Below are 23,881 nucleotides of genomic sequence, written 5' to 3' on the forward strand. Positions count from 1 at the left end.
GAATCTAACGGGGTAAAGTAAACCAGAAACGGGACCCCTTCCCTATCTCGGACTCTACCCCGATTTTACCGCCAACCTGTTCTATTATGCTCTTACAGATCGAGAGCCCCAAACCTGTCCCCTGCTTGAAACTGTTTCCTTTATAGAAACGGTCGAACACATGTCGCTGCACTTCCGGCGACATACCGTCACCGGTATCCGTCACAGAAAACTCAATCTCATCCCAGCGTATCTCGTAACCAAGCAGGATCGTTCCTTTGCTGGTGTGTTTGATGGCATTATTAATAAAGTTGGATATGATCTGTGTCAGCCTCACCTTATCACAACGCATGATATAGGAAGGCAAGTCCGGAACCACACAGAGCGCGACTTCAGCCGGTACTTTGATACGCATCGAAACGACCAGTTCTTTACATAGCTCCCGCAAGTCGACCTCGACAAGTTTCAATTCGATTATACCAGATTCTATCTTCGCCAGATCCAGCACATCGGAGATCAACTGTAACAACAGTTCATTGTTTTTTTGGATAATCTCGACAAACTGCTTCTTTTCCTCCGGATCGTCCGTATCGACCAACAACGTGGAAAAACCGACAATGGCATTCAGCGGAGTCCGGATCTCATGGCTCATATTGGCAAGGAATGCAGATTTCAAACGGTCGAGTTCTTCGGCTTTCTCACGCTGCTTCTGCGTTTCCTTCAGTTCGGTTATATCATAATTCACACAGATCATTTCAAGTCTGTCCGGATTAGTCGACTGGGTGTTCCGCATTACATTCACACGAGTCCAATGCCAACCTTCTCCATACTTCACCCTTAATTCCCGCCGAATACTATCACACTGTCCTTTCTTTACCTGTTCAAAGAAATTAAACATAACCTTCCGGTCTTCAGGATGGATCTGGCTATAAACACCTATGACTTCCGATAGCGGCACACCTTCTTTTTCTCCTAAATTCTGATACCATTGGTCGATAGCATACCCTTCACGAGTCAACAAATCAAATTTGGCATATCCAACTTTTGCAAAACGGCTGACCAGGCTGAAGAAATGTTCAAACTCCTCGATACGGTTATATGCGACCGCCTTATCTGTATTATCAAGATTAATAAACATATAATTAATCAGATCTCCATATATGTCATACAACATGCAGACTTTTGTGAAAATATCGATCGTACCATTCTTCATTGTCGGATAGAACCCTTTGTCCTCAATTGTGTTAAATGAATAATCCATGTGAAAAGAGACTGGCTCCCGACTAATCAGTTTTTCTCGTATTTCATCATTAATCATAGGATTTTCAAAGATATTAAGCCCCAAAACAGACTCTTTGGAAGGAAGGCCGAATATCTCGACATCCATATTATTCAAATCCACCAGATAGCCCTTCTTATCATACAACTCTATTCCGACCGGTATGTTGGTATAAATATTCCGAAGTAACTTTTCACTATGGTCCAAAGCTTCATTGGTACGGGCCATCTTCGTTATTATACTAATGATATTGGAAATAGACGACAACCATTGATAGTCCTCCAAGCTCCACATACGATACTTATCTACTATATCGATTCCCATATACCCCCAAGACTCACCTTTGATTATTAATGGAATTAAAATCAGAGAACAGGTTCGACGCGCTTTCAGGTAGCGCTTCTCCTCAACCGCTTCAGGAGGTAATTCATCCAGATTATTAATTAGGATAGGATATAAATTCCGTATTTTATGTGTAGACCAAGGTAACGTAGCAACCGGAATGTTTTGCAAAAACGGACGGACAGGCTCAACTCCCTCACTACACACCTCATATGTGCAGCCAATCTGCTTCTCATCCTCATATTCCATAATGTATACACGCCCCTTCGTATCGATCGAAAATAGAACCTCCGTAAGAGCCAAATGGATCGATTTATGCAAATCATTTGTCTGGATAAAAGAATGTAAGGCATGGGACAAACTCCCCAAATGCCTGAGAACACTATCAACCTGTCCATTCACGACAGGTCTATTCTCCTCCATTTCACTAAAAGGAATCAACTGTAAAATACCCAATACGGTCAACTTGCCATCGGAAGCCTTTTCACGTTTATAAATTTTTGTACGGACGAACCTATAACCATAGCAAGTCTTTATAGGGAAGATCTGTTCGTATATACCAATACCTTTAAAGAAAGCAAATTCGTTAGCGATACGATCCCGATAGTCTCCACGGATCAACAAAAAGAAATCTACTATGGATATTTTCGGACCATCCAACTCCAAGAGACTAATCAAATAGTCAGAACAGATATAACATCTTTCTTCAAAATCAGCTTTCCACCAGCCAACCTGAGCATTGTCTAATATTAATTGATACTGGTCTACATCCATGAATACGACTTCTTTATTATCCTTCATACAAAAGTCGTTATAATAAACCGAACTAACAAATTTTATTTTCCTTAATATTCAAGGATTTTCCACACACATTAATCATAAAAAAATAGCAACATAAGCTAATTTCTGCTTATGCTGCTATTTAACTATAGATAAAAAAACGTTATTTCAACTCTTTAATGCGAATATTACGGAACTTGACAGGAGAGCCATGACCTAAGAAACCGATATGTCCTTTCTTATTGAACAGGCCCGGATGTTCCTTATGATCGGCAGTACCGTTCTTTGTCGCTTCGCGGATATTGCCTTCCATGATTACCACCCCGTTGACCGTTACCTTGATGTTATCCCCATTAGCTACAATTTCTTCATAATTCCATTCACCCGCAGGTTTAAACGCACTATGATGTTCCGCCTTAGCCGGGATAATTCCATAAACGGAACCGTGATGCTGCAAAGGAGTAATATCCTTATAAATCGGATGTTCGCAATCCAGAATCTGGATTTCCATACCAACATAAGCGGCATCCCCTTCCATCGGGGTACGGATACCGACACCGTTATTAGCACCCGGCGTCAACTGGAATTCGAAACGGTACACGAAGTTGCCATACTCGTCTTTCGTATACAGGTTTCCACCATAGCTCTTGCTCGGTATCATGGAAATGCAACCGTCTTCCAGGGTATAATCAACCGTGTTACCTGTCCATTCATGCATATTCGTACCGTCAAACAGAACTTTAAAACCTTCCTTCTCTTCTTCGGCTGAAAGCTTGAACGGTTCCTTGCGTTCGAGTTCTTTTACATAAATATTCCGGTAATAAACCTTGCTGCCATGAGCCTGCAATTCAATCTGTTCGACCGGGAAGATCGGGAGCTTGCGATCCCAATAGTTTTCCAGAATCACATCATCCACCACTTTCTCTCCGTTCAGTACGACTGTCACACGGTCACCGACCATCTTGATGTAGAAACTGTTCCATTCACCCAACTTATTATCGGCCACTTTCGTCGGCTTGCTCTCGTTCATCTGGTTGTTGTATAATCCACCGGAACCGACTTGCGCTCCTACGTTTACACGCGAAGTATCCCATATCTGCACCTGAGGCGTACCACGCAAGTAAATACCGGCATCCGCTTCAGGACCGGCCGGATCAAGCATCCAGTCCACATACATTTCAAAATCACCGTATTGTTTTTCCGTGCACAGATTGTCACCCTTGCCATTGAATATCAGCATACCGTCTTCCACGCTCCAGCCTTTACGCATGACCTCATCGGCTTTCGCCTGCTCTTTGGCCAACTGTCCCGGTTTCATCTTCGCACGGGCAATCGGATTCTGTACCAGACCTTTCCAGCCGGTCAAATCCTTGCCATTGAACAAAGAAACGAATCCTTCACCTTGCGGCATCTCTGCCAGATGTTTCTTGATTGCTTCCCTTTGATAGCCGGCATCCGGATTGTCGAGCACCTCCATCACCTTATTCAACAGGGTACGGACATTCGCCCCCATATACTCCTTATTACCCAAAGCAATATTCATGACTGCATTGGCGGCCGCCTGTTGTACAGGTTTCTGATCCAGAAATTCGCCGGCATACAGCATACCCAAGAATGTTCCGGTTTTTTCAATCTGTTGTAAAATCGCGATCTTCTGTGCATCCGTTTTGGCAATTTCCATTGCCTTACGCAAGCTTAACAAACGGTTTTCACCTGTAAATGCCGGATTGGAAACCAGTTTCACATAAGTAGTGAGAGCCGGATCAAAATAGTTGGACGACGGGCTTTCCTTACAGATCGTATATAATTCGTCCGCCACTTCAATACCCTTCCAGTTCAACAGGGCTTCGAAGGCTGCATCCCTTTTGACACCCGTATTAGAACGGAAACCTTTCACGACTGTCGCCAGCGCATCCGGTTGTCCGGTAGAAGCCAACACCAGATAATACAAATAATCTTTATTGCCGGCCTGCAACATACGACGTGTCACCGTTTCGACCCGGTCGGCAACCGGAAGAGAGGACAATGCTGAAATAACAGCCCGCTGCATGGGAGGAACAGCCAATGCGTCAGCCGTTTCCAGCATACCGCACATATTGGTTATATCACGTTCTCCCACTACATCCTTCAAAGCCACATAAGCCGCGGCTTTCACTTCTGGAGAGCCTATCTGTATCTGATCAAGTACGGTATTGATATTGGCAGTAGCTTTGCGCATGGCCAACAACTCAAGTCCAGCTATTTTTCCCGCATTAGCAGCAGAAGAGACGGCCTTTGCCACTGCCCCGTCGATATCTCCAGGGAAGGCAGCCAAAGCATCCTGTCCCAACAGGACGACTTGCTTGTCATTGCTCTTCAGCAATTCGGCCAACGAAGGAATATAGGACTTATCGCCTATCTTCACCAATGTCCAGGTTGCAGCCTGCTTCACGTCAAAGTTAACATCACCGAGCTGCTCCAACAGGATCTGCTTGGCAGGAAGATCGAAACGAATTTCCAGATTCTGGATAATGTCATGTTTGACAGGTTTCTTGGCCTCGCGTCCGATCCAGTTCAAGATGTCTATTTTCAGTTCCGGTTTGGCTTTAGGAACCATTTTCATAAGTTCTATATACAACTCTTTATCTGCAAAACCGGAAGCATAGCTCAAAGCCGCATTCCGGTAGTTCTTGCTCGGATCTTTCATGGCAGCAATAACCATCTTAGATACTTTAGCCGGTTCCTCGGCTGCTAAAAGTATTTGCAAGGCAGCTTCCCGTGTCTGCTCCTGTCCGGCTTTAGCCGCTGCTTTCTGCAATTTCTTTGCAGCTTTCATCACCGCATCACGATCACTCTGGACCAATCGCTTCAACAAAGCGATATAAGCTTCGTTGGCACCAGTCACTTCCATCGTGTAACCGGCATTCTCGGCCGCTTTTGCTAACACTGGCAATGAATTAGAACTTCCGACACAACTCAAGGCATACAATACCTCTTTCTGCATATTCGGATCAGACGCTCCCTGCAATACCAACAAAACAGGTTCAGCCCCATCCACCCGGGCATCGGCAATCGCACGGATCACATCCTTTTGTGTTTTAGAAGAACCGGTACGACTCTTCAAAGCAGCAACCAATGCCTGACCTGCTTTTTGACTGCCATTAGAAGCCAGCGCACGAGCGGCGGGACCGCTCAACGACTCATCGTTCAGATAAGAAGCCAGTACATCTATACATTCGTCTTTCCCCAACATCTGAAGTTGGCGGATAATAAACGCTTTTGTTTCACGCTCGTTCACCATTTCCAAAGCCTTCAGATAAGCCTTTGCAGTCACTAACCGGGCATTCTCCTCCCCTTTCGCCATGACATAATGCGTAAGACCACTCAAAGCGTAGTCGACATTTGCGTTACTGCCTTTGCCCGGAGCATTTATCATGTTTACCAGCATCAGAACACCTTCTTCGCCAGTAGAACTCAAATCACCAATCAATTTATTGTACGCCGCTTGTTTCGCCGCAGGCATCTGAGCCAACACATCGGCAGCGGTCGTTTTGGCCGTACGGTTGGCCGGAGTCTGCGCCATCAGCATGCTTCCGCAAAGCAACAGGGCAGCTATTGAAATATATGCTTTTCTCATATTATTATCTATTTATGTAATTGTCAATTGTTAATTATCAATTGTCAATTCGTTATATATTCCAGGGTGCTCTCATCGGCTGGTCCAGCAAACGATTTGCAGCCTCGTCGTCAATAAATTCAAGTTTTACAGGATCGAAATTCAGCGTCCGGTTCAAACGCAGAGCCACTGCTCCCATATTGACAATAGTAGCCGAACGGAAACCATTCTTTTCGTTCAGGGCGAAAGGCTGGCGTGTCTTCACACATTCTATAAAGTCCGTAACCTGAGGTTCGGGTTCGGGGAAATCGGCAAGTTTCCTCTCCCAATCGGGAATATCGCATACAAAATTTTTATAAACATTACCCTTCGGTCCGGCAATATACGGCGTATTCGGATCACCGAAGTCCCCCCCCCAAAGGACAATCTGACAACCATCGTCATACGTGTAGGTAATGGAACGCCAAGTACCGACAGCATCCGGATGCTGTTGCGGGGCATCAACCTCCACTTTAATAGGACTGGTATCGTCTTTACCTAGTATATATTGTACGGGGTCGATGTAATGCTGCCCCATGTCTCCGAGCCCTCCACCGTCATAATCCCAGTATCCGCGGAAAGTCTGGTGTACGCGATGCGGGTTATAAGGCTTGTAAGGAGCCGGGCCGAGCCACATGTCGTAGTCCAACTCTGCCGGAACCGGTTGCGGTTCGAGATATTCTTTTCCTACCCAGAAAAACTTCCAGTTGAAACCGGTATGCGCACTGATCGTCACCTTCAACGGCCATCCCAACAATCCGCTTTGCACCAGTTTCTTCAACGGTTTGACAGGAGTGCCCAGTCCATAGAACTGGTCTGTAAAACGGAACCATGTATTCAGGCGGAACATACGTCCGTATTGCTGTACGGCCTCCATCACACGCTTTCCTTCACCGATCGTACGCGTCATCGGCTTTTCACACCAGATGTCTTTCCCGGCTTTAGCGGCCTCGACAGACATGATACCATGCCAATGAGGTGGAGTGGCGATGTGCACAATATCGACATTCGGGTCCAGAATCAAATCGCGGAAATCATGATAAGCGGCTATTTTTTCCTTCACCAGTTTCTTTCCCAATTCAAGGTGATTTTTATCAACGTCACAAACGGCAACCAAACGTGTACCGGCATAATTGACATGGCCTCTTCCCATCCCTCCGGTACCAATAATACCTTTAGTCAATTGATCACTCGGAGCGATATACCCATTTCCCAATACGTGACGCGGCACAATCGAAAAGAGCGCAACCCCTCCAAGAGTTTTCAGAAAACCTCTTCTGCTTGTTCTCATAGTAAATTATAATTTATATAGATTAGCAACCTATTATTTTAATAATATAAATAATATCTGACAAATATACTAATTATCTAATAATCCTTGCAGATATTCACGTGTTTTTATCACATAATCATGTCTTGCACCATTCAATTCGCATTCAATAGTCAATGCTCCTTGAAATCCTTGCTTCTTCAGTTCTGCAATGACAGCCGGGAAATTCACCTCTCCGGTAGGAATGGGTACTTCAGCTCCCAATTCATACGGATTGTTCGGGTCCGGATATCTACCGTCTTTAGCATGGAATTCCTTAATAAGGCTGCCGAACTGCTTCACGGCATCAAGAGAATTCGCTTTTCCGTACATCAATAAATTAGCCAGGTCGCAATTGATAAACACATTACCTGTAGCGATATCTTTAATGGCACGAATCAAAGTCGTCGGCGTTTCCTGTCCGGTCTCAAAATAGATCATCACACCGCGCTGCTTGGCATAATTCGCCAAATCCTGCATGACCTTGATAAAATCTTTATATTGTTCGGAAGAGGGATCTTCCGGTATAAAACCGAAATGAGAGTGCATAGCGGGAATTTCCGCCATTGCACAGAAATCAATCATTTCATGATATACTTTAATTTTTTCTGCCCGTTCTTCTTTTGGCACTAGACCAATCGTAGCCGGTCCCTGGCGAAAATTCCAAACACAATGGCTTCCGGGCACACCGACAACCGTTGTTACCTTTATATTATGTTTCTTGGAGGCCGCCTTTACTTTTTCAGCAAAATCTTTTGTAAACTTGTTTTTCTGATAATTAAGTTCACAAGAACCAAATCCCTGATCATGCAAATCCTTAAAGCTTTTATCTACATCGCCCAAGTCATATTGGATAACCCCAATCGTTATCTTATCCTGAGCCATCATTCCGGAACACACAAACAGCAATGCAAAAATCAATAAAGAGAATTTAGTTTTCATCATCTGATATAGATTAAGTTATAAATAAAGAAAATTAAAAAGAGGGACAACCAAAGGGTTGTAAGTCTTTTTGGCCTCCCTCTTCATTTATGAAAAAACAAAAGTAATAATTTATTCCATTGTCGGATTAAAAGTTCCGCCCCAATTATTGTTTTGTTCGAGATTCGGATTTTCCAATATTTTACTTTCTTGGATTGGAAAGAAATAATAGGATTCTTGAATTAAGAATTTATTTTCAGCAATAGCACTGATAGGAACCATTCTAAGAACATATTTGAAATTTTCAGGAGTCAACAAATAGGAATTCGCTTTTCTCTGAGCCTCTGTTATCGTCATTTCAGATCCATCTTCATTAATAGCAATCGCTTCAATTCCATATTTTTGTAATCCATTTAATTGCATCATATTACGAGTTCTTCTAAGATCCATAAAACGATGCCCTTCAAAACAAAGTTCCACATTACGTTCATCCAAAATTGCCTGTCGAATTTCTTCTCGACCACCAACTTTTAATCCATACAATCCATCCTCTCCGGCTTCGATCCCTGCACGCTTCCGGATTTGCTTCAACATATCAACTGCAACATCCCGGTGCCCCACTTCATTAGCCGCTTCTGCATAAATAAACATAACTTCTGCTAATCTCATAAATGGATAATCATGATCAAAAGTAGATACCAAATCTTGACTCAAAGAAACATCAGAACCTTTACGGACATACATCCCACTAATAACGTCATTTTGCGTAGCTGTACTTCCTACATTCGGATTAATTCCATATGAATCCTCCCGAACAGCAATCCCAACAGATGTATATTGACGGTATCCAGTCGATGTACCAGATACGGGATACAAAGCTGCGTTATATAAAATACAATCTTCAAACCGAGGATCTCTATTCATCCAATATCTCTGTAAAAAAACATCCTCATTTCCTACATAATACTTGCCAGTTGGATCATCAAAGCTTTTACCATCTAACATTGGAAAAGCTTTTACCATATCCCAAGTTGGCGTGTTATTAGCATTACTCCGACTCAATGAAGCCGGTCGAATCGTATTCTCCCAACCTGCAGTTTTATCAGGATTACTATATATAATAGGAAATACAACCTCCGAGTTCCCATCCACAAGCCAATTGTCACTATATTTATCGGTCAATTTAATTCCTTGAGAGATACAAAAATCATAAGCTTCTTTTGCTGCCTCATATGCTTCATTCCAATACTTATTATCATATCTATTTGAAGGATTAAATTGCGGAGAAGCTTTATAAAGTAACATTTTCGCCTTATAAGCCTTTGCAAAGCACTGATCTATACGTCCATAATCATTTCCTTTCGCTTTTGCAGGAAGCAAACTAATAGCATCATCCAGATCTTTTATAAGCAAATCAAAACACTCAGCTGTAGAATTTCGAGTCACAAATAAATCGTCCTTATCTTTATCCTGTACTTTTGTAATATAAGGCATTCCCCCATGATAAACAATCATTTCACCATATTGATAAGCTCTCATAAAAAGCATTTGTCCTGTCAAGCTATTTTTTACAGACTCAGAACAAGTCCCTTCAGCAAGATACTCTATTCCTAAATTTATATTACGTATATTCGTATAATTCCAACGTTTATAGCCACTACCAGAAGTCGTAATCGTGCTTAACATAAAAGGAATACCTGTCTGTTGTTCGGCCGTATTATCTGCACCAGTATCCCAACCTTTAAAAATATCTCCATAAAGATCTGTAACATATGCAGTTGCCAAATTATCATCATTCCAAACCAATTCAGCATCATAATTCCACAAATTCGATATATCTAAGCTATTGCATCCATTAAAAAATAGAACGATAGCCAAACCGACTAATGAATCTTTTAATTTATTCAGTTTCATAATTTCAACTTTTAGAATGAAAAATTAAGTCCAAATGTAAATGATCTCATCAAAGGAAATGAATCATAATATTTTTGCTCCGGATCCATGAATTCATTCATGGCCGATATAGAAAACAAATTTGTTGCATTCATAAACACCTGAGCATGAAGTAATCCCAGCGGACGTAAGATCGAAGCTGGCAAATTATACCCTATATTCAAATTTTTTAAGCGAACATAAGCTCCATTACGCATCCAAAAATCTGTATTTCCATAACCCGACTCATACTGATTTTTACCGATCACCCGAGGATAAACACCATTTGGATTTTCAGGACTCCAACATTTATCACTAGTCCAAATTGGATAATAAGGACGAGTGTTTCCGCCATATTGCGGAATACCTTTAGTTGCATCACAACCAACTAGACGATCATAGCTACCCACTCCTTGGAAATGCATGTCGATTGTTATTCCTTTCCAACTAAAACTTCCCCCAAAACCATAATTAATACGAGGAGTTCCATTTTCACTTAGTAAATTATAAGCGTCATTTCCATCAATCTTTCCATCCGGTCCTAAAGAATAACCATCACCACGAGTATCTTGGAACAAAAGTCCACCCAAATAAGGATCTCGTCCATATTGTTTAAAACCTTTAGCAATCAACTCATCAACTTCTGCTTGATCTGTCAATAAATGATCTACCTTCAATCCTGTAATACGACCTGCCGACATACCGACCAAAGATAAATCCTTTAGATTTCCCGTCATGTAAATAACAGATTCGTCTAATACATCCCAACGATCTTTAGAATATCCGATATTCATATACAAAGAATAATTTATGCCATGTTGCACTTTATCTCTCCAAGTCAAAGTAAACTCCCCTCCTCTCCATGAACGTTCTGCATAATTTTCAGGGGCTAAAGAAGCACCATAAGTACTAGGCAAAGTAGTAGTTCGAGACCCCAAAATATCTGTTTCTTTCCGATAAAAGCCATCGATCGTTCCGCTCAATCTATTACTCAACAGAGTAAAATCTATTCCTCCATTAATTGTTGCCGATGTGGCCCAAGTTAAATCAGTAGTAGGCATACTACCCGTTTGAATACCATTTGCCAATCCTTTTCCAAACATATAACTACTTCCGGTAGTATACCTTTCTATGTATTGAAAATACCCAATCGATTTATTAGAAGTATTCAAATCATTACCAGTCGTACCATAAGAAGCACGTATTTTCAAATCATCAAGCCACTCCGAAGTATTTTCCATAAAAGCTTCCCTGCTAATACGCCATCCAAGAGAAGCTGAAGGGAAAAAACCCCATCGGCGATCTTTCGGAAACTTATTATTTCCATCATAACGAAATGAAAATTCTGCCATATATTTGGAATCATAATTATAAGTAGCACGTCCAATCCAAGAAAGATGCGAACCTAAATTTTCGGATTCATTAACAGAGACTGTCCGTCTTTCTGGATCTGTAGAAAATACAAACCACTGATCATAATCTGTCAAAGGATCATTAGCTGTAGCATAGATCGCTTCACCTTGACTTTCTGCTTGTTCAAAAGTAATCATTCCACCGACTTCATGTTTTCCGAATGAATTTTTGTAGTTTAATGTCCAGTCAAATTGTTCATTCCAAAACTGACGAGCACCATACGTTAAGTTCTCATAGTTAGAACCAAATGTATAAATATTATATTTATTCAAATCTAATGGTCCCGGTATAAATCTGTTATCAGGATCTCCAGACTGAAAATTATATGCTTTTTGATGAGACATATACTTCTTACGAGCATAGTCGTTTATAATGTAATTTCCCGTGATTTTAGTTGACAATCCCGGCAAAATTTTACCTAAATCAATATTTAAAGATAAAATTCCATTCACATTACGCCTACGTGTCTTAATATAACGGTCACCTAACACAACATCAGCAACATTCCAACCTTTAAAGTTGCTTACATCCGGATAAATTGGATAATCTGTTTTTTCATTCGCAGGAGTACCATCTAAATAAGCATAAGAAGGAACTGTTCTCAAACAATTAAATGTAGTCCGATAAAAATCAAATATATCTTCACTATCATCTCCACTTCCTGGCCAATTAAATCGTCTATCATCTTTTTGATATCCAGATATATTTGCATTCAAAGATATATATTTAGACAAATTCACTGTTAAGTTTGAACGGAAAGAGTATTTATTATTTTCCAAGTTTTTATAAGAGCCTTCTTCTCTGATAAAGTTGCCTAACACATAATATTTTACCTTTTCTGTTCCTCCTGTAGCACTAATAGAATGCTTCGTATTCCACGGATTCTGCCAAATCAAATCATTGACATTATAATCATGTGTTTTTGCATATTCCATCTCTTCTTCATTATTCGGTAAAGGCAACCCGTTTGCTTCAGCAACCAAATTCTGATACACCAATTCTTTATAAGCACTCATTTCATCCGAAAAAAGCTTACGCGTTGGCCTATTAAATGTGTAAGATCCTTGATATTCAAATTTAGGTTTACCCATTGCATCTGCACCAGACTTCGTTGTCACCAACACAACCCCATTTCCAGCTTTAGACCCATAAACAGAAGCTGTAGCAGCATCTTTCAAAAAACTAAGTTGGTCTATTTCATTTGGCTCAAGAGCATCAAATGCGGCCTTATCCCTAATAATCCCATCAATAACAAACAACGGATCTCCGAAGCCACCACGCATACGGATTTCAGAACTAGCCCCCATAAAGCCAGAACTTCCAACAATAGTCAACCCAGGAGCACGTCCAGCTAACGTATTTGATAAATTAGTTGTTGAAATCGTTGAGAGCTCTTCCGTTTTCACATTCGTTATTGCACCAGTTAAATTAACCTTTTTTTCAACACCATATCCAATTACAATAACTTCATCCAATTTCTGAGTATCCTCAAGCAGTGTTATCTGATAAGAATTTTGTCCTCCATCTATCTTAATTTTTTGATCTATATAACCAATATATGAAATAAGTAGAATTGCCCCATTCGATATTCCATTCAGAACGAATTTTCCATCTACATCTGTTATTGTACCAATTCCTTTGTTATCTTCAAGCGTAACATTCGCACCGATTATCGCTAAACCTTCTTTATCGACAATCCTTCCTGATATTGTGTGTTTTTCTTGCTGTACTCCATTTTGTGCAAACTCTGACCTCTTTATTTTTTTTACACTATCATCCTTCAGAAATACACGATTATTTACTATTTTATAAGAGATCCCTGTATTCTTAAATACCTCTTTCAGAACATTTTCTATATGTTCATTTTTAAGATTAACAGAGACTTTGGAGATTTTCTTATTTAATAAAGTCTCATCATAAGAAAATTCATACCCAGTTTGTTCACTAATACTTCGTATGACGGTACCGACTGTCGTTTGATTCAAGGCCAGTTCCAGATTCACATACAAAGAATGCGCATCGCTTGTCGCCATAGCGGGCGATGCAGCTGACAAAAACATTGCTAATGTAGCAATTGATGCATTTTTAATCATACATGTGATTCAATAATGTTAGTACTAAGTTTTTAAGTTTATAGTTTTCTTTTGTTGTGTGTGTTACTTTTCTAATCTGTCATTTCATCATAGGCATTCATTTTTTATTATTCATATATAAAGATTTCTTTCCCCTCTATCCGATATTGGATGGGAGCTAAATATTTCAAGAGTTTCAAGATGTCAGGCAAGCTTTCATCTTCATTGATCACACATCGGAACTTACGCTGGGCAAGCTTCGTTGATTCTAAATTTATGTTTACATTAAATTTTACGGAGAGTTGGTTAACTATTTCCCTCAACGTGACATTTTCGAAGACAAACTGGTTCAGTCGCCACGCCGTACATACATTCACATCCACAACCTCTGTGGCATATTCGTTCTTATTGTTGTCATATGTCACCTTTTCTCCCGGTGACATATCTAAAATGGGGTTCCACTGCTTATCGAGTAAAGCAACTTTACCTCTTGCTAAAACGGTTTCTACGTTTTGGTGTTTCTCGTCTGTTTTTACATTGAAAGCGGTTCCAAGAACCTTAATATTTACATAATTGGTCGAAACATATAGTGGGTACTGAGCATTCTTTGCAACGTCAAAGAATGCTTCTCCTTGCAAGGAGAGCTTTCGGTTATTTTCGGCAAAAACCTTAGGTATCCTCAAAGAAGACCCCTCCTTTAACCAAACAGCCGATCCATCCGCAAGCACGATTTTTTTCACATCTTCCCCTTGTTCCACCCTGATCGTTACACAATTGTCCGGTTTCAGATAGCCCCATCCCACATAAGAAAAAGAGACAAATAACAAGATTACGGCTGCGTATCTCATCACAGAGCGAAGTATTTGAAATCGCCTTCTACTATTTATCTTGGCATTCAATCCATTCAATGCCTCTTCGATATGCTCAGGCGTATTATATTGAGTGAACTTCCACGAAACGCGAAGTTTCATCAATTCAGAGAAAACCTCCTCATTATCAATTGATAATTTACGCCATTCTTCCACCTGTTTCATTTCTTCAGGAGAAAGCATGCCTGTCAAATATTTTGCTAAAAGTCTATAATCAAAATCCATTTTTATTTCCTATTACTTATACTAAACGAACAACTTCAGAAAAATACGGAGCAAAAAAGCATTTTTTTCATACAATTAATGGGCAGTCATTCATCAGGCAAATAAGACATTAATAATTAACCACTTACAACAAAAACAAAAGTTTCAATCTCAGGCAACCGGACAAACTAACTCGTTTCCTGTCGCAAACTAAGTCAAATCACCCGAAGAACTAAATGAAAACATATAGTAAAGTAGCCGTTAGCAGTTACTATCTATTACCCTTATGTAGTACTACCTATTGTCGATTGGTAGTACTATATAAGGACGATAGGTAGTACTACATATCAATAATATATTATATGCTTTGAGTTAGTTTACTATGACTTTCGAATTAGTTTCCGGCATGTTCCGTATTAATTACTCCGTGAAAACGAGGAAACTCCGGACAAACCGCCGGAAACAAAAAGGTGTCGGTTCTATGCCAGTTACAAAGTTCAACCGACATCCTTTAATTAAATGTTTATTAGAGAGATACGAGCAAAAATGCCAGATGTCGGTTTCCTGTGTGTTTTTATTTATATTTTTACGCAAAATGAGACAAGTGCGATTACCCGGATCTCTGTCAGAGTAATCGCACTTATGCGAAGTGTAGCATTGAATGATGAAGATTACTTTGCCGTATATGACTTCTTTGTAACGACTTTACCATCCAAATCAAGAACCTCCAGATTCATCTGATCACCATTAGTCTCCACAGAAACCACACTGTTATTTGAATTTACCAATACCGGAAATTTGATACCAGCACTCGGTTCCTCATATTTGTTTCGATGGAGATGTCCGCATAGCATCAGATCCACTCCGAGTTCATTTAGGATAGGTACGAATTTCTTCAAGACGTCTTTCTGTCCATGCCAGATATTGAGGTCAGCAGAAGGAGGCATATGTGCAATGACAACTTTAAATTTAGCCTGCTTGAAATCTTCATTTTTATATAGTTCCTTCATCCATTCCACCTGATCCGTACGATAACCGTCATAATCGGTAATACCGCTGTACTCGATATCGGAATCCGGTTTGTCTTCCCCCGTATCCAACATTATGAAACATACAGGTCCTTGTCTGAAAAGATAATATAGGAACGGTTCTTTCGGAGAGAAATATTTCTGGAACGAAGTGGCGAACTCACCACGGGTTTCATGATTTCCGCGAGCGTAATACATAGGTTTCTCCGAAGCGAACAAATCGATGCTTTCTTTCATGAATCCATTAAAGATTGTTTGTTCGTCCTTAAATTCCGAAACCATATCCCCATTGAAAATAATCAAGTCTTTATCCTTGTAGTTCGCATTATTCAGCAGTTTCGTAATGATGTTTTCACGTCCGTGAATATCATTGATCATGACAAAAGAGGTTTCTTTTTTATTTGGATCGCACGTTGTAAACGTCAAAGCATTCTTTTTGTAAACATCCGATGCTGCCACACGTCCGTATATGACATTAATCCCTTCATGCGACAACACTTCCTGAGAATAAATACGATAACGATAGGTTGTTCCGGGAGTCAACGCTTTTACCTTCACGGCATGCAGCAAGGAGGTATTTTTAACCCCATTAGTTGTATCGAAATACTTAGGCCGTTCTTCTCCATAATAATGAGTTCCGTCATTCGGAGCCAACTCTACCCAGCCGATAGACGGTTTATCCGCTACCCAGACAATAGTTGCCTCATTCTCTTTTACATTCTGCAGATAAGGCCCGTAAAGGATCTTTATCTGCGCAGTTGCCACCTGAGTGGCAACTGTGAGTAAAAGGACATATATCAATTTTTTAATATACTTCATTGTAAATAAGTTTTATTGCATCTATTAATAACCATCGTTCTGAACCAATTGAGGGTTCGCATCCATTTCCGCCTGCATAATAGGCAGATGGAATTGCTTCTTGTCAAAATAACGAACTTCAACCAAACGGTCTTCACGAGAAGCATTCACATCGATCACGGCGCGACGGTCCGGATCCGGTTCATCATAGTCGACAGTACCACACAAACGATACAAGTCACCCGGCATAACAGTCTCTGCCACCTTCTTTCCGGTTTTGGCTCCGCTCTGGTCATACTCGTCCCAGCGAACGATATCTTCAAAACGGAAACCTTCACCAGCCAATTCTATCGTACGTTCTCTCCTTACCAGTTCACGTACTTTGGCCTGTGTATCATATTTAGAACGGTCAACAGCGATATGACCTCCGCGCAAACGTAACCGGTCGATGATGTTCATAGCTTCCTGCAAATCCTGATTCAGTTCGACCAAACATTCGGCTTTTGTCAACAATATTTCTGCATACCGGAAGATAATCGGGCACAAGGCATCGTCATTCATTGCAGCTGAATATTGTCCCTGGTTGGGATACAAATACTTAGCCCACAACATACCGGTATGGGAAGCATTATCCGCCGCCGTATAATAATCTTTATTCGAAGAGCCGTTCGGCAGCGTCTTGTCGAGCGTATTGAAAACCCGGGATACATTATTACGCCCCACCCAATCCAATCCGGAATAAATAACCGTATTTTTCAATCGTGGATCACGATTGAAAAACGGATGGACCGGGTCATAACCGGAACCAGCTTCATCGATCAACTTGCCATCTGCCATTTCAAACATATCAACCATGTTTTGAGTCGGCACAAAAGAAGCCCAGCCACCATCCGAATTATTATAGAAACGGATCACATCACCATAAGCATAAGTCGTTTGGACATGTTCATAAGTACAAATAATTTCTTTTGAATTCTGTCCGGCCATAGAAAACATATTCAGAAAATCAGGATCTAATTCATACTGATTCAGAGCTATTACTTTATTGGCAGCATCCAAAGCCTCCGTATAGTTGCCCCACAACAAATTGAAGCGGGCGATCATCGAGAGGACCGTTCCTTTGGCAATGCGTCCTTTTTCTGCCGGTTTCTCCGCTATATGTTCGGCACTCCACATCAAGTCGTTCATAGCATGCTCCTTCACCTTTGCTTCTGGTTCACGCGGCAGTTTAGCATCATCAGCCGTTGCTGGTACAAAATCCATAATAACAGCATCCCCATACCAAGTTGCCAAATAAGCATGACTATATCCCCTAATTGCCCGTACTTGCGCCAGAAAATCATTCTTCTCCGTTTCTGTCATGGCTGAAGCCGGAACCAAATCGATATTTTCAATTACGAAATTACAACGACGTATCGTTTCATACTGCCTCCAATAATTCGGAGCCGCAGTAGGAGAAACGCTACCTCTGCCCATGTTTCTCATGTTAGAAGCATTCGTATAATTGAAGCCGATATCCGAATAGCTGTCTTCGTAGAAGATAAACTTCGATCCAACATAGTTATTGACCCACCAATTGTAGGCAGCGGTTACTGCTGCATCGACATCCTCGGACGTGTTCCAGAATGTGTTTGTCGTCAACTGATCTTTCGGATTCAAATCAAAAAAATCATCACAAGAAGTAAAGATACCTGTCCCGACCAAGCAAACAGCAAGACCTAATATATTTTTCAGTTTCATATATAATTCATTTAAAAAGTTACATTAATACCGAATGAATGGCTTCTGCTAATAGGATAAACATCCAAGTTTCCCGACGGCGACTCCGGATCAGCATTGAACGGCAAACTGTCGAATGTAAACAGATTTTCGCCTGTATAATAAATCTTCGCATTGGCTATTCCTAACTTATTCGTCCAACTCTTCGGCAACGTATAACCCAAATTGACGTTCTTAATACGCAGGTAATTCGTGTTCATACACCAAAAAGATGAATTCACGCGCTGAGGAGAACTGATCGAGTTTTCCTCTAGGAACAGACGCGGCCATTCCGCATTTGTATTTTCAGGAGTCCAGGCATCCAACCAATTCGTACTCGGATGTGAAGTATCCCCGATAAATGAACCGACGACATCTCTTGAGAAATAACGGTTTGTTCCAGTCACACCCTGCATAAATACCGACAAGTCAAAATTTTTCCAACCAGCACTCAGTGTCAAACCAAAAGTCGTTTTAGGCTGTTGCGTGCCTTTCACCACCCGGTCTTTATCTGTCAACTTTCCATCTCCATCCGCATCTTTAATCCGAAAATCGCCGCCTTTGAAAGGCAAAGACCATGGATTGCCATACTGTTTTTCGTAAGCGGCAGCCTCCTCGTCGCTTTTGAACAACCCATCTACTTCATATACATAAAAAGATTGATAGGGCTCTCCGATTCGATTAATCATATAGCCATCGATAATCTCATTGACCCCAGCCAAATCCAACAACTCATTCTTATTATAGGAGAAATTCGCATTGATTCCCATTCTCCAATCCTTATTGAAGGAATGATTCCAAGCAAAGCTTGCTTCCACACCACTGTTCCGTAAAGAGCCTTTATTGTCCTGATACGTCCCCGATATACCAAACGTATCAGAAACAGGAATATCCATAATGATGTCAGAGGTCTTACGATTATAATATTCGGCACTCAGCATAAACTCGTTCAAGAAATTTGCATCAAAGCCGATTCCCCAGTTTGTCGAATTTTCCCAGGAAATAGTCGTCACCTTATGGCTTACAACCGTAATACCTTGATGAACAGAGCCGCCAAACGGGAAATTCTTTCCTATATATAACGTAGGTAAATAAGGATAATATTCATCCGATACGGCATCCTGGTTTCCGAGCAACCCCCAAGATCCTCTAAGTTTCAGTGACTGCAACCAGCCATGCGTGTTTTCCATAAAATCTTCTTCGGAAATGCGCCATCCAGCAGAGAAAGAAGGAAAATATCCCCAACGATAGCCTTTTGCAAAGCGAGAAGAAGCATCGGCGCGGAAATTGGCTTCCAAAAGATACTTGCCTTTATAGTCATAATTGAGACGTCCGAAATAAGATAACAAAGCCAGTTCACGGGAATAACCACTGTTCGTTTGTGTCGAAGAATCGCCACCGTTCAAATCGGTCACTTCACTATTCGGGAAACTTTTGCGGAAAGCGTATAAATTCCGATAATCATACTTCTCGATCTTATAACCAACCATTGCCTTGAAATGATGATCTTGGTTAAAAGTCTTGTCATAATTCAACAATGCATCCAACGTATAACGGCTCCATCTCGAAATCGTTTCACCCAATTGATCAGGTCCATGATAATTCACATCGTCATACCAACATTCCTTACGATAATCTTTTGTTTCCTTTATATTCGTTACATAAGCTCCTTGTAATGTGAATGTCAGACCGTCTATAATATGATAGTCAAAGGCCAGTATTCCAGAGAAGTTTTGCAACAAATGATATTTCCGACTATTAATATCGACCCAAGCGGCAGGATTTCCATCTGAGATCGAACCGTAAGAACCATCTTCCTTCTTATATGGAATCCAAGGGGCTATACGGTCCGCTTGACGTATCAATTGAGTAGAACCGCCTCCATAAGACGCATTCGGTTCGGAATAGTCGTTATGAATAAAAGCCATGTTAGTCCTCATGGTAAATTTATCCGACAATTTGATATCCAGATTCGTTCGCAAATTAAATTGTTGACGATCCGAATTCCTCAATGTGCCTTCCTGCCCTAAGAAACCTGCAGAAGCCATATATTTCACATCTTCCGACCCACCACTGACATTGAGGCTATGTTTATGCATAAAACCGGTCCGATAAATATAGTCTGTCCAAACTGTATTCGGATGCCCATAAGGATCCGTTCCATCCTGAAATAAACGGAGATCTTCGTCTGTAAAACGAGGAGACGCCCCATCCTGTGTCAATAACTGATTATAAAGACGGGCATAATCATAAGAACTTAAGCGATCAATCAAAGTCGATACATTCGAAAAACTAACATTACCATTATAAGAGACTGTTGCTTTTCCGGCTTTCCCTCGCTTGGTCGTAACCAAGATTACCCCATTGGCAGCTTTAGAACCATAAATAGCAGCCGAAGCGGCATCTTTCAAAACCGAAATCGATTCGATATCGTTAGGATCGATCGAATCGAAAGTTCCAGTTTCTATCCCATCCACCAGAATATAAGGGTTAGCATTGTTCAAGGTTCCGACTCCACGAACACGTATAGTTGCCCCGTCACTACCAGGCTGCCCTGTTCCAGATGTTATCGTAACCCCCGGAGTCAATCCCTGGAGAGCAGAAGATACATTCGTCACCGGCCGGTTGATCAATTCATCTTTACCAATTGTGCTTACCGCTCCTGTCAGGTTTACTTTCGTTTGTGTTCCATAACCGACAACAACCACCTCATCCAAATTCTGTGTATCTTCGTGAATTGTGATTTTATAATCGTTTTTTCCTTTCGCTACAGCAACCTCCTGATCTACATAACCAATATAGGAAATCATCAATGTCGCACCGTCTTCAATTCCCTCCAATGTAAAATCACCGTCGACATTTGTCACCGTACCAACACCAGCACTTCCTTTCACTATGACATTTGCCCCGATAACAGGAAGACCGGTATTATCGACAACCGTACCTCTGATCGTTCTCTTGACTTGTTGAACACTTGCAAAAGACACATTTTCTGTCTTTGCGTTATCTTGTAGGAAAATCCGATTATCGACTATCCGATAAGAAATATCCGTATTCTTAAAGACTTTCTTTAAAACACTTTCGATGTGTTCATTTTTTACACGGACGGATACTTTTGAAATTTCTTTACTTAAAATAGATTCATCATAAGAAAATTCATAGCCCGTTTGCTCGCTGATACTTTGTATGATCATACCTACAGTTGTCCTGTTCAAAGACAATTCCAGATTCACATACAAAGTATTCGCTTCATTTACCGCCATCGCAGGCGATGTTGCGACTAAAAATGCTGATAATGTCGCAATAGATACTTTTTTATTCATACCATGTGATTCGTTTTTGTTAGTACTATAAAAAACAGTTAACTTTTTACCGGATACACCCGTACCCGCCAATAACACTTCCCATACCGGACAGCATTTTTTTAATTAACCGCTGCAAAGGAATATCCCCGATATTACGGAACTGTTTACCTCAGATTACATTTCAATTTCCCATAGACATTCATTTTTTTGTTTGTTTTTCAGATATATAAATTTCGGAACTCTCAATTCGATAGGTAATCGGCGCCAAATAGCAAAGCTGCTCCAAAACATCCGGCAAGCGCTCGTCTTCATTGATCACGCAACGAAACCTGCGTTGAGCCAGCCTCGACGACTCGATGTTTACATTTACATTATATTTGATTGATAATTGATTGGCGATTTCACGAAGTGTAGTATTCTCAAAAACCAGTTGGTTAAACCGCCATACAGCACAGACATTCACATCGACATGATCCGTAAAACAGGTATTTTCATCCCAGGAATAGGCAACACGTTCTCCCGGATTCATTTCTAAGATTTTCTTTCCGTTCAAGGCATGCAAGCTGATACATCCTCTTACTAAAACGGTTTCTACAGACTTATTTCCAGCATTAACATTAACATGAAAAGAAGTTCCATGTACCTCTACTTTCACATAATCGGTAGCAACGATAAATAGTGAATTAGCATTCTTTGCGATGTCAAAGAATGCTTCTCCTTGCAAGGAGACCGTCCGGTTGACGGCACTGAATGACTGCGGTATTTTCAATACGGAATTTCCCCTTAACCAAACTATCGAACCATCATCCAGCGTTACTTTTTTTACGCCTTCACTATCTCCTAAAGCGATAGTCATATAAGTTTCCGGCTTAAAATAATTCCATCCGACAGCTGAAAACGAAACAAGCAGCAAGATAACAGCTGCATATTTCAACAAAGACCGGGCAATCCGGTAACGCCTTGCCCGGTTAATCCGGGCATTTACCTTTTCCAAAGCCATATCTATCCGCTCGTTATCCGCATACTTTGCTGTATTCCACGAAAGACGCAAACGTAACACTTCAGAAAAAACAGTTTCATTCTCAGCCGACAAATCACGCCACCTCATCACTTCTTCCATTTCTTCCGAGGAAAGGCTGCCAATCAAATATTTTACTAAAAGTGCGTAATTAAACTCCATTTTCACCTTGTTATATTAGGCAAAACGACCAGCAACGAAAAACTACTGAGCTAAAATGATTTTTTCGTTCATCTTAATTTATCAAGCGTATGTGCCATGCGAAAGAAAAACGGCACAAAGCATATAATAATCATTTCTGGACATATGTCCCTTTAAAAACCGGAGCGCCAAATACAAATGACTCTCCACCGTACGTTGCGGCATCTGGGTCTGCTCCGCAACTTCTTTAGCCGTCAGCCCTTTTATATAAGTAAGGATGAAAACTTCACGACGCTGCGCTGGCAGGTGCTCCAGTAATTCATACAAATGGCGATAAAAATCCTTAACGGAAAGCTCCTCTATAACAGAATCATCACCTTTCAATAGATTTTGATAATCTTCCAAATACTTCTCGTAAGTATGAGAATGGTATTTTTCAATCGAGAGGTTTTTCTTGAAATAGTCCAGACAACGAGTATAAGCGGATTGAAAAAGATAAGAATGGAAACCATCACTGACATATAGCTTTTCACGATTTTCCCAAACATACAGAAAAACATCCTGAACAATATCCTCCGCTGCTTTTTGCTCAACCATAGAAGCAGTATAAGCCATTATCCGGGGATAATAGTAACGGAAAACACCATTAAAGGCTTCTCTATTCCCTTTCTTCAGTTCATACAATAAAGAAATATCGAACATACTACCAGCGATTTAAGACCATTCAATTAACATTTCACCCACAAAAATAATAATATTTTTACAAACTTTGCTTGTTTACAGACATTCTCCTTTAATAAAATGCAAGACAATGGTATTTTTTATACTTTTGTAGATAATACTTTAAAAACATGAATAATTTCACAAAATATATCTGTGCCGGATTGGCTATCGCCTTACTCATAATACAAGCGATTATGATTTGGGGATTATATGGAAACTTCAGCGGTTCTCTGAACGAATTATCCGACTGCACAAGAAAGCAGCTACCGCAGCTAATCGACCTGTTCACGACAATGATTGTCACGAACTGGGTTATCATTGCAGCCCTGCTTTTCACCCTGTTCCGCCCGAACAGAAAACAGAATAACTGTTAACT

General features: G+C 40.7%; 13 protein-coding genes. 1 reads left to right on the forward strand and 12 read right to left on the reverse strand.

The window, feature by feature from the left end:
• Positions 1-4: 4 nt before the first annotated feature.
• The 12 genes from NQ542_RS07460 to NQ542_RS07515 form a co-directional block, all read right to left on the reverse strand.
• Positions 5-2,401: a sensor histidine kinase gene (locus NQ542_RS07460; protein ID WP_005635157.1), complete on the reverse strand. Its 2,397-nt coding sequence runs from the start codon at positions 2,399-2,401 to the stop codon at positions 5-7.
• A 142-nt stretch (positions 2,402-2,543) separates the two neighbouring features.
• The gene (locus NQ542_RS07465; protein ID WP_005635159.1) at positions 2,544-5,996 is read right to left on the reverse strand and encodes a DUF1080 domain-containing protein; all 3,453 of its coding nucleotides are present in this window, start codon (positions 5,994-5,996) and stop codon (positions 2,544-2,546) included.
• A gap of 52 nt (positions 5,997-6,048) precedes the next feature.
• Positions 6,049-7,305 (reverse strand): Gfo/Idh/MocA family oxidoreductase, encoded by a 1,257-nt coding sequence (locus NQ542_RS07470; protein WP_005635160.1) that lies wholly within the window; start codon positions 7,303-7,305, stop codon positions 6,049-6,051.
• 69 nt (positions 7,306-7,374) lie between these two features.
• Positions 7,375-8,265: a sugar phosphate isomerase/epimerase family protein gene (locus NQ542_RS07475; protein ID WP_005648743.1), complete on the reverse strand. Its 891-nt coding sequence runs from the start codon at positions 8,263-8,265 to the stop codon at positions 7,375-7,377.
• A 111-nt stretch (positions 8,266-8,376) separates the two neighbouring features.
• Entirely contained in the window at positions 8,377-10,158 is a 1,782-nt protein-coding gene (locus NQ542_RS07480; protein WP_005635164.1) for a RagB/SusD family nutrient uptake outer membrane protein, read from the reverse strand.
• Between the two features lie 11 nt (positions 10,159-10,169).
• Positions 10,170-13,682, reverse strand: coding sequence for a TonB-dependent receptor (locus NQ542_RS07485; RefSeq protein ID WP_005635166.1), 3,513 nt, complete (start codon positions 13,680-13,682; stop codon positions 10,170-10,172).
• A gap of 107 nt (positions 13,683-13,789) precedes the next feature.
• Complete coding sequence (locus tag NQ542_RS07490) at positions 13,790-14,755, reverse strand: FecR family protein (protein WP_151203540.1); 966 nt, start codon at positions 14,753-14,755, stop codon at positions 13,790-13,792.
• Between the two features lie 650 nt (positions 14,756-15,405).
• On the reverse strand, positions 15,406-16,581 hold the full coding sequence (locus NQ542_RS07495) for a purple acid phosphatase family protein (RefSeq protein WP_005635177.1): 1,176 nt from the start codon (positions 16,579-16,581) through the stop codon (positions 15,406-15,408).
• Positions 16,582-16,605: 24 nt separating this feature from the next.
• Positions 16,606-18,300, reverse strand: coding sequence for a RagB/SusD family nutrient uptake outer membrane protein (locus NQ542_RS07500; protein ID WP_005635179.1), 1,695 nt, complete (start codon positions 18,298-18,300; stop codon positions 16,606-16,608).
• 11 nt (positions 18,301-18,311) lie between these two features.
• The gene (locus NQ542_RS07505; protein ID WP_005648737.1) at positions 18,312-21,641 is read right to left on the reverse strand and encodes a TonB-dependent receptor; all 3,330 of its coding nucleotides are present in this window, start codon (positions 21,639-21,641) and stop codon (positions 18,312-18,314) included.
• A 181-nt stretch (positions 21,642-21,822) separates the two neighbouring features.
• The gene (locus NQ542_RS07510) at positions 21,823-22,803 is read right to left on the reverse strand and encodes a FecR family protein (RefSeq protein ID WP_151203542.1); all 981 of its coding nucleotides are present in this window, start codon (positions 22,801-22,803) and stop codon (positions 21,823-21,825) included.
• Between the two features lie 81 nt (positions 22,804-22,884).
• Positions 22,885-23,484, reverse strand: a complete 600-nt coding sequence (locus NQ542_RS07515; RefSeq protein WP_005635188.1) for an RNA polymerase sigma-70 factor — start codon at positions 23,482-23,484, stop codon at positions 22,885-22,887.
• A 149-nt stretch (positions 23,485-23,633) separates the two neighbouring features.
• Here NQ542_RS07515 and NQ542_RS07520 point away from each other — a divergent pair, with 149 nt between their 5' ends.
• Complete coding sequence (locus NQ542_RS07520; RefSeq protein ID WP_005635193.1) at positions 23,634-23,879, forward strand: hypothetical protein; 246 nt, start codon at positions 23,634-23,636, stop codon at positions 23,877-23,879.
• The last annotated feature ends 2 nt before the right edge of the window (positions 23,880-23,881 follow it).

Source organism: Parabacteroides merdae ATCC 43184 (assembly GCF_025151215.1).
Taxonomy (GTDB): Bacteria; Bacteroidota; Bacteroidia; order Bacteroidales; family Tannerellaceae; genus Parabacteroides; species Parabacteroides merdae.

Bases quoted from the DNA above. Each gene is read 5' to 3' on its own strand.
- NQ542_RS07485 (WP_005635166.1), bottom strand. From the start codon at position 13,682: ATGATTAAAAATGCATCAATTGCTACATTAGCAATGTTTTTGTCAGCT.
- NQ542_RS07520 (WP_005635193.1), top strand. From the start codon at position 23,634: ATGAATAATTTCACAAAATATATCTGTGCCGGATTGGCTATCGCCTTA.
- NQ542_RS07500 (WP_005635179.1), bottom strand. From the start codon at position 18,300: ATGAAACTGAAAAATATATTAGGTCTTGCTGTTTGCTTGGTCGGGACA.
- NQ542_RS07470 (WP_005635160.1), bottom strand. From the start codon at position 7,305: ATGAGAACAAGCAGAAGAGGTTTTCTGAAAACTCTTGGAGGGGTTGCG.
- NQ542_RS07510 (WP_151203542.1), bottom strand. From the start codon at position 22,803: ATGGAGTTTAATTACGCACTTTTAGTAAAATATTTGATTGGCAGCCTT.
- NQ542_RS07495 (WP_005635177.1), bottom strand. From the start codon at position 16,581: ATGAAGTATATTAAAAAATTGATATATGTCCTTTTACTCACAGTTGCC.
- NQ542_RS07460 (WP_005635157.1), bottom strand. From the start codon at position 2,401: ATGAAGGATAATAAAGAAGTCGTATTCATGGATGTAGACCAGTATCAA.
- NQ542_RS07465 (WP_005635159.1), bottom strand. From the start codon at position 5,996: ATGAGAAAAGCATATATTTCAATAGCTGCCCTGTTGCTTTGCGGAAGC.
- NQ542_RS07505 (WP_005648737.1), bottom strand. From the start codon at position 21,641: ATGAATAAAAAAGTATCTATTGCGACATTATCAGCATTTTTAGTCGCA.
- NQ542_RS07490 (WP_151203540.1), bottom strand. From the start codon at position 14,755: ATGGATTTTGATTATAGACTTTTAGCAAAATATTTGACAGGCATGCTT.
- NQ542_RS07475 (WP_005648743.1), bottom strand. From the start codon at position 8,265: ATGAAAACTAAATTCTCTTTATTGATTTTTGCATTGCTGTTTGTGTGT.
- NQ542_RS07515 (WP_005635188.1), bottom strand. From the start codon at position 23,484: ATGTTCGATATTTCTTTATTGTATGAACTGAAGAAAGGGAATAGAGAA.
- NQ542_RS07480 (WP_005635164.1), bottom strand. From the start codon at position 10,158: ATGAAACTGAATAAATTAAAAGATTCATTAGTCGGTTTGGCTATCGTT.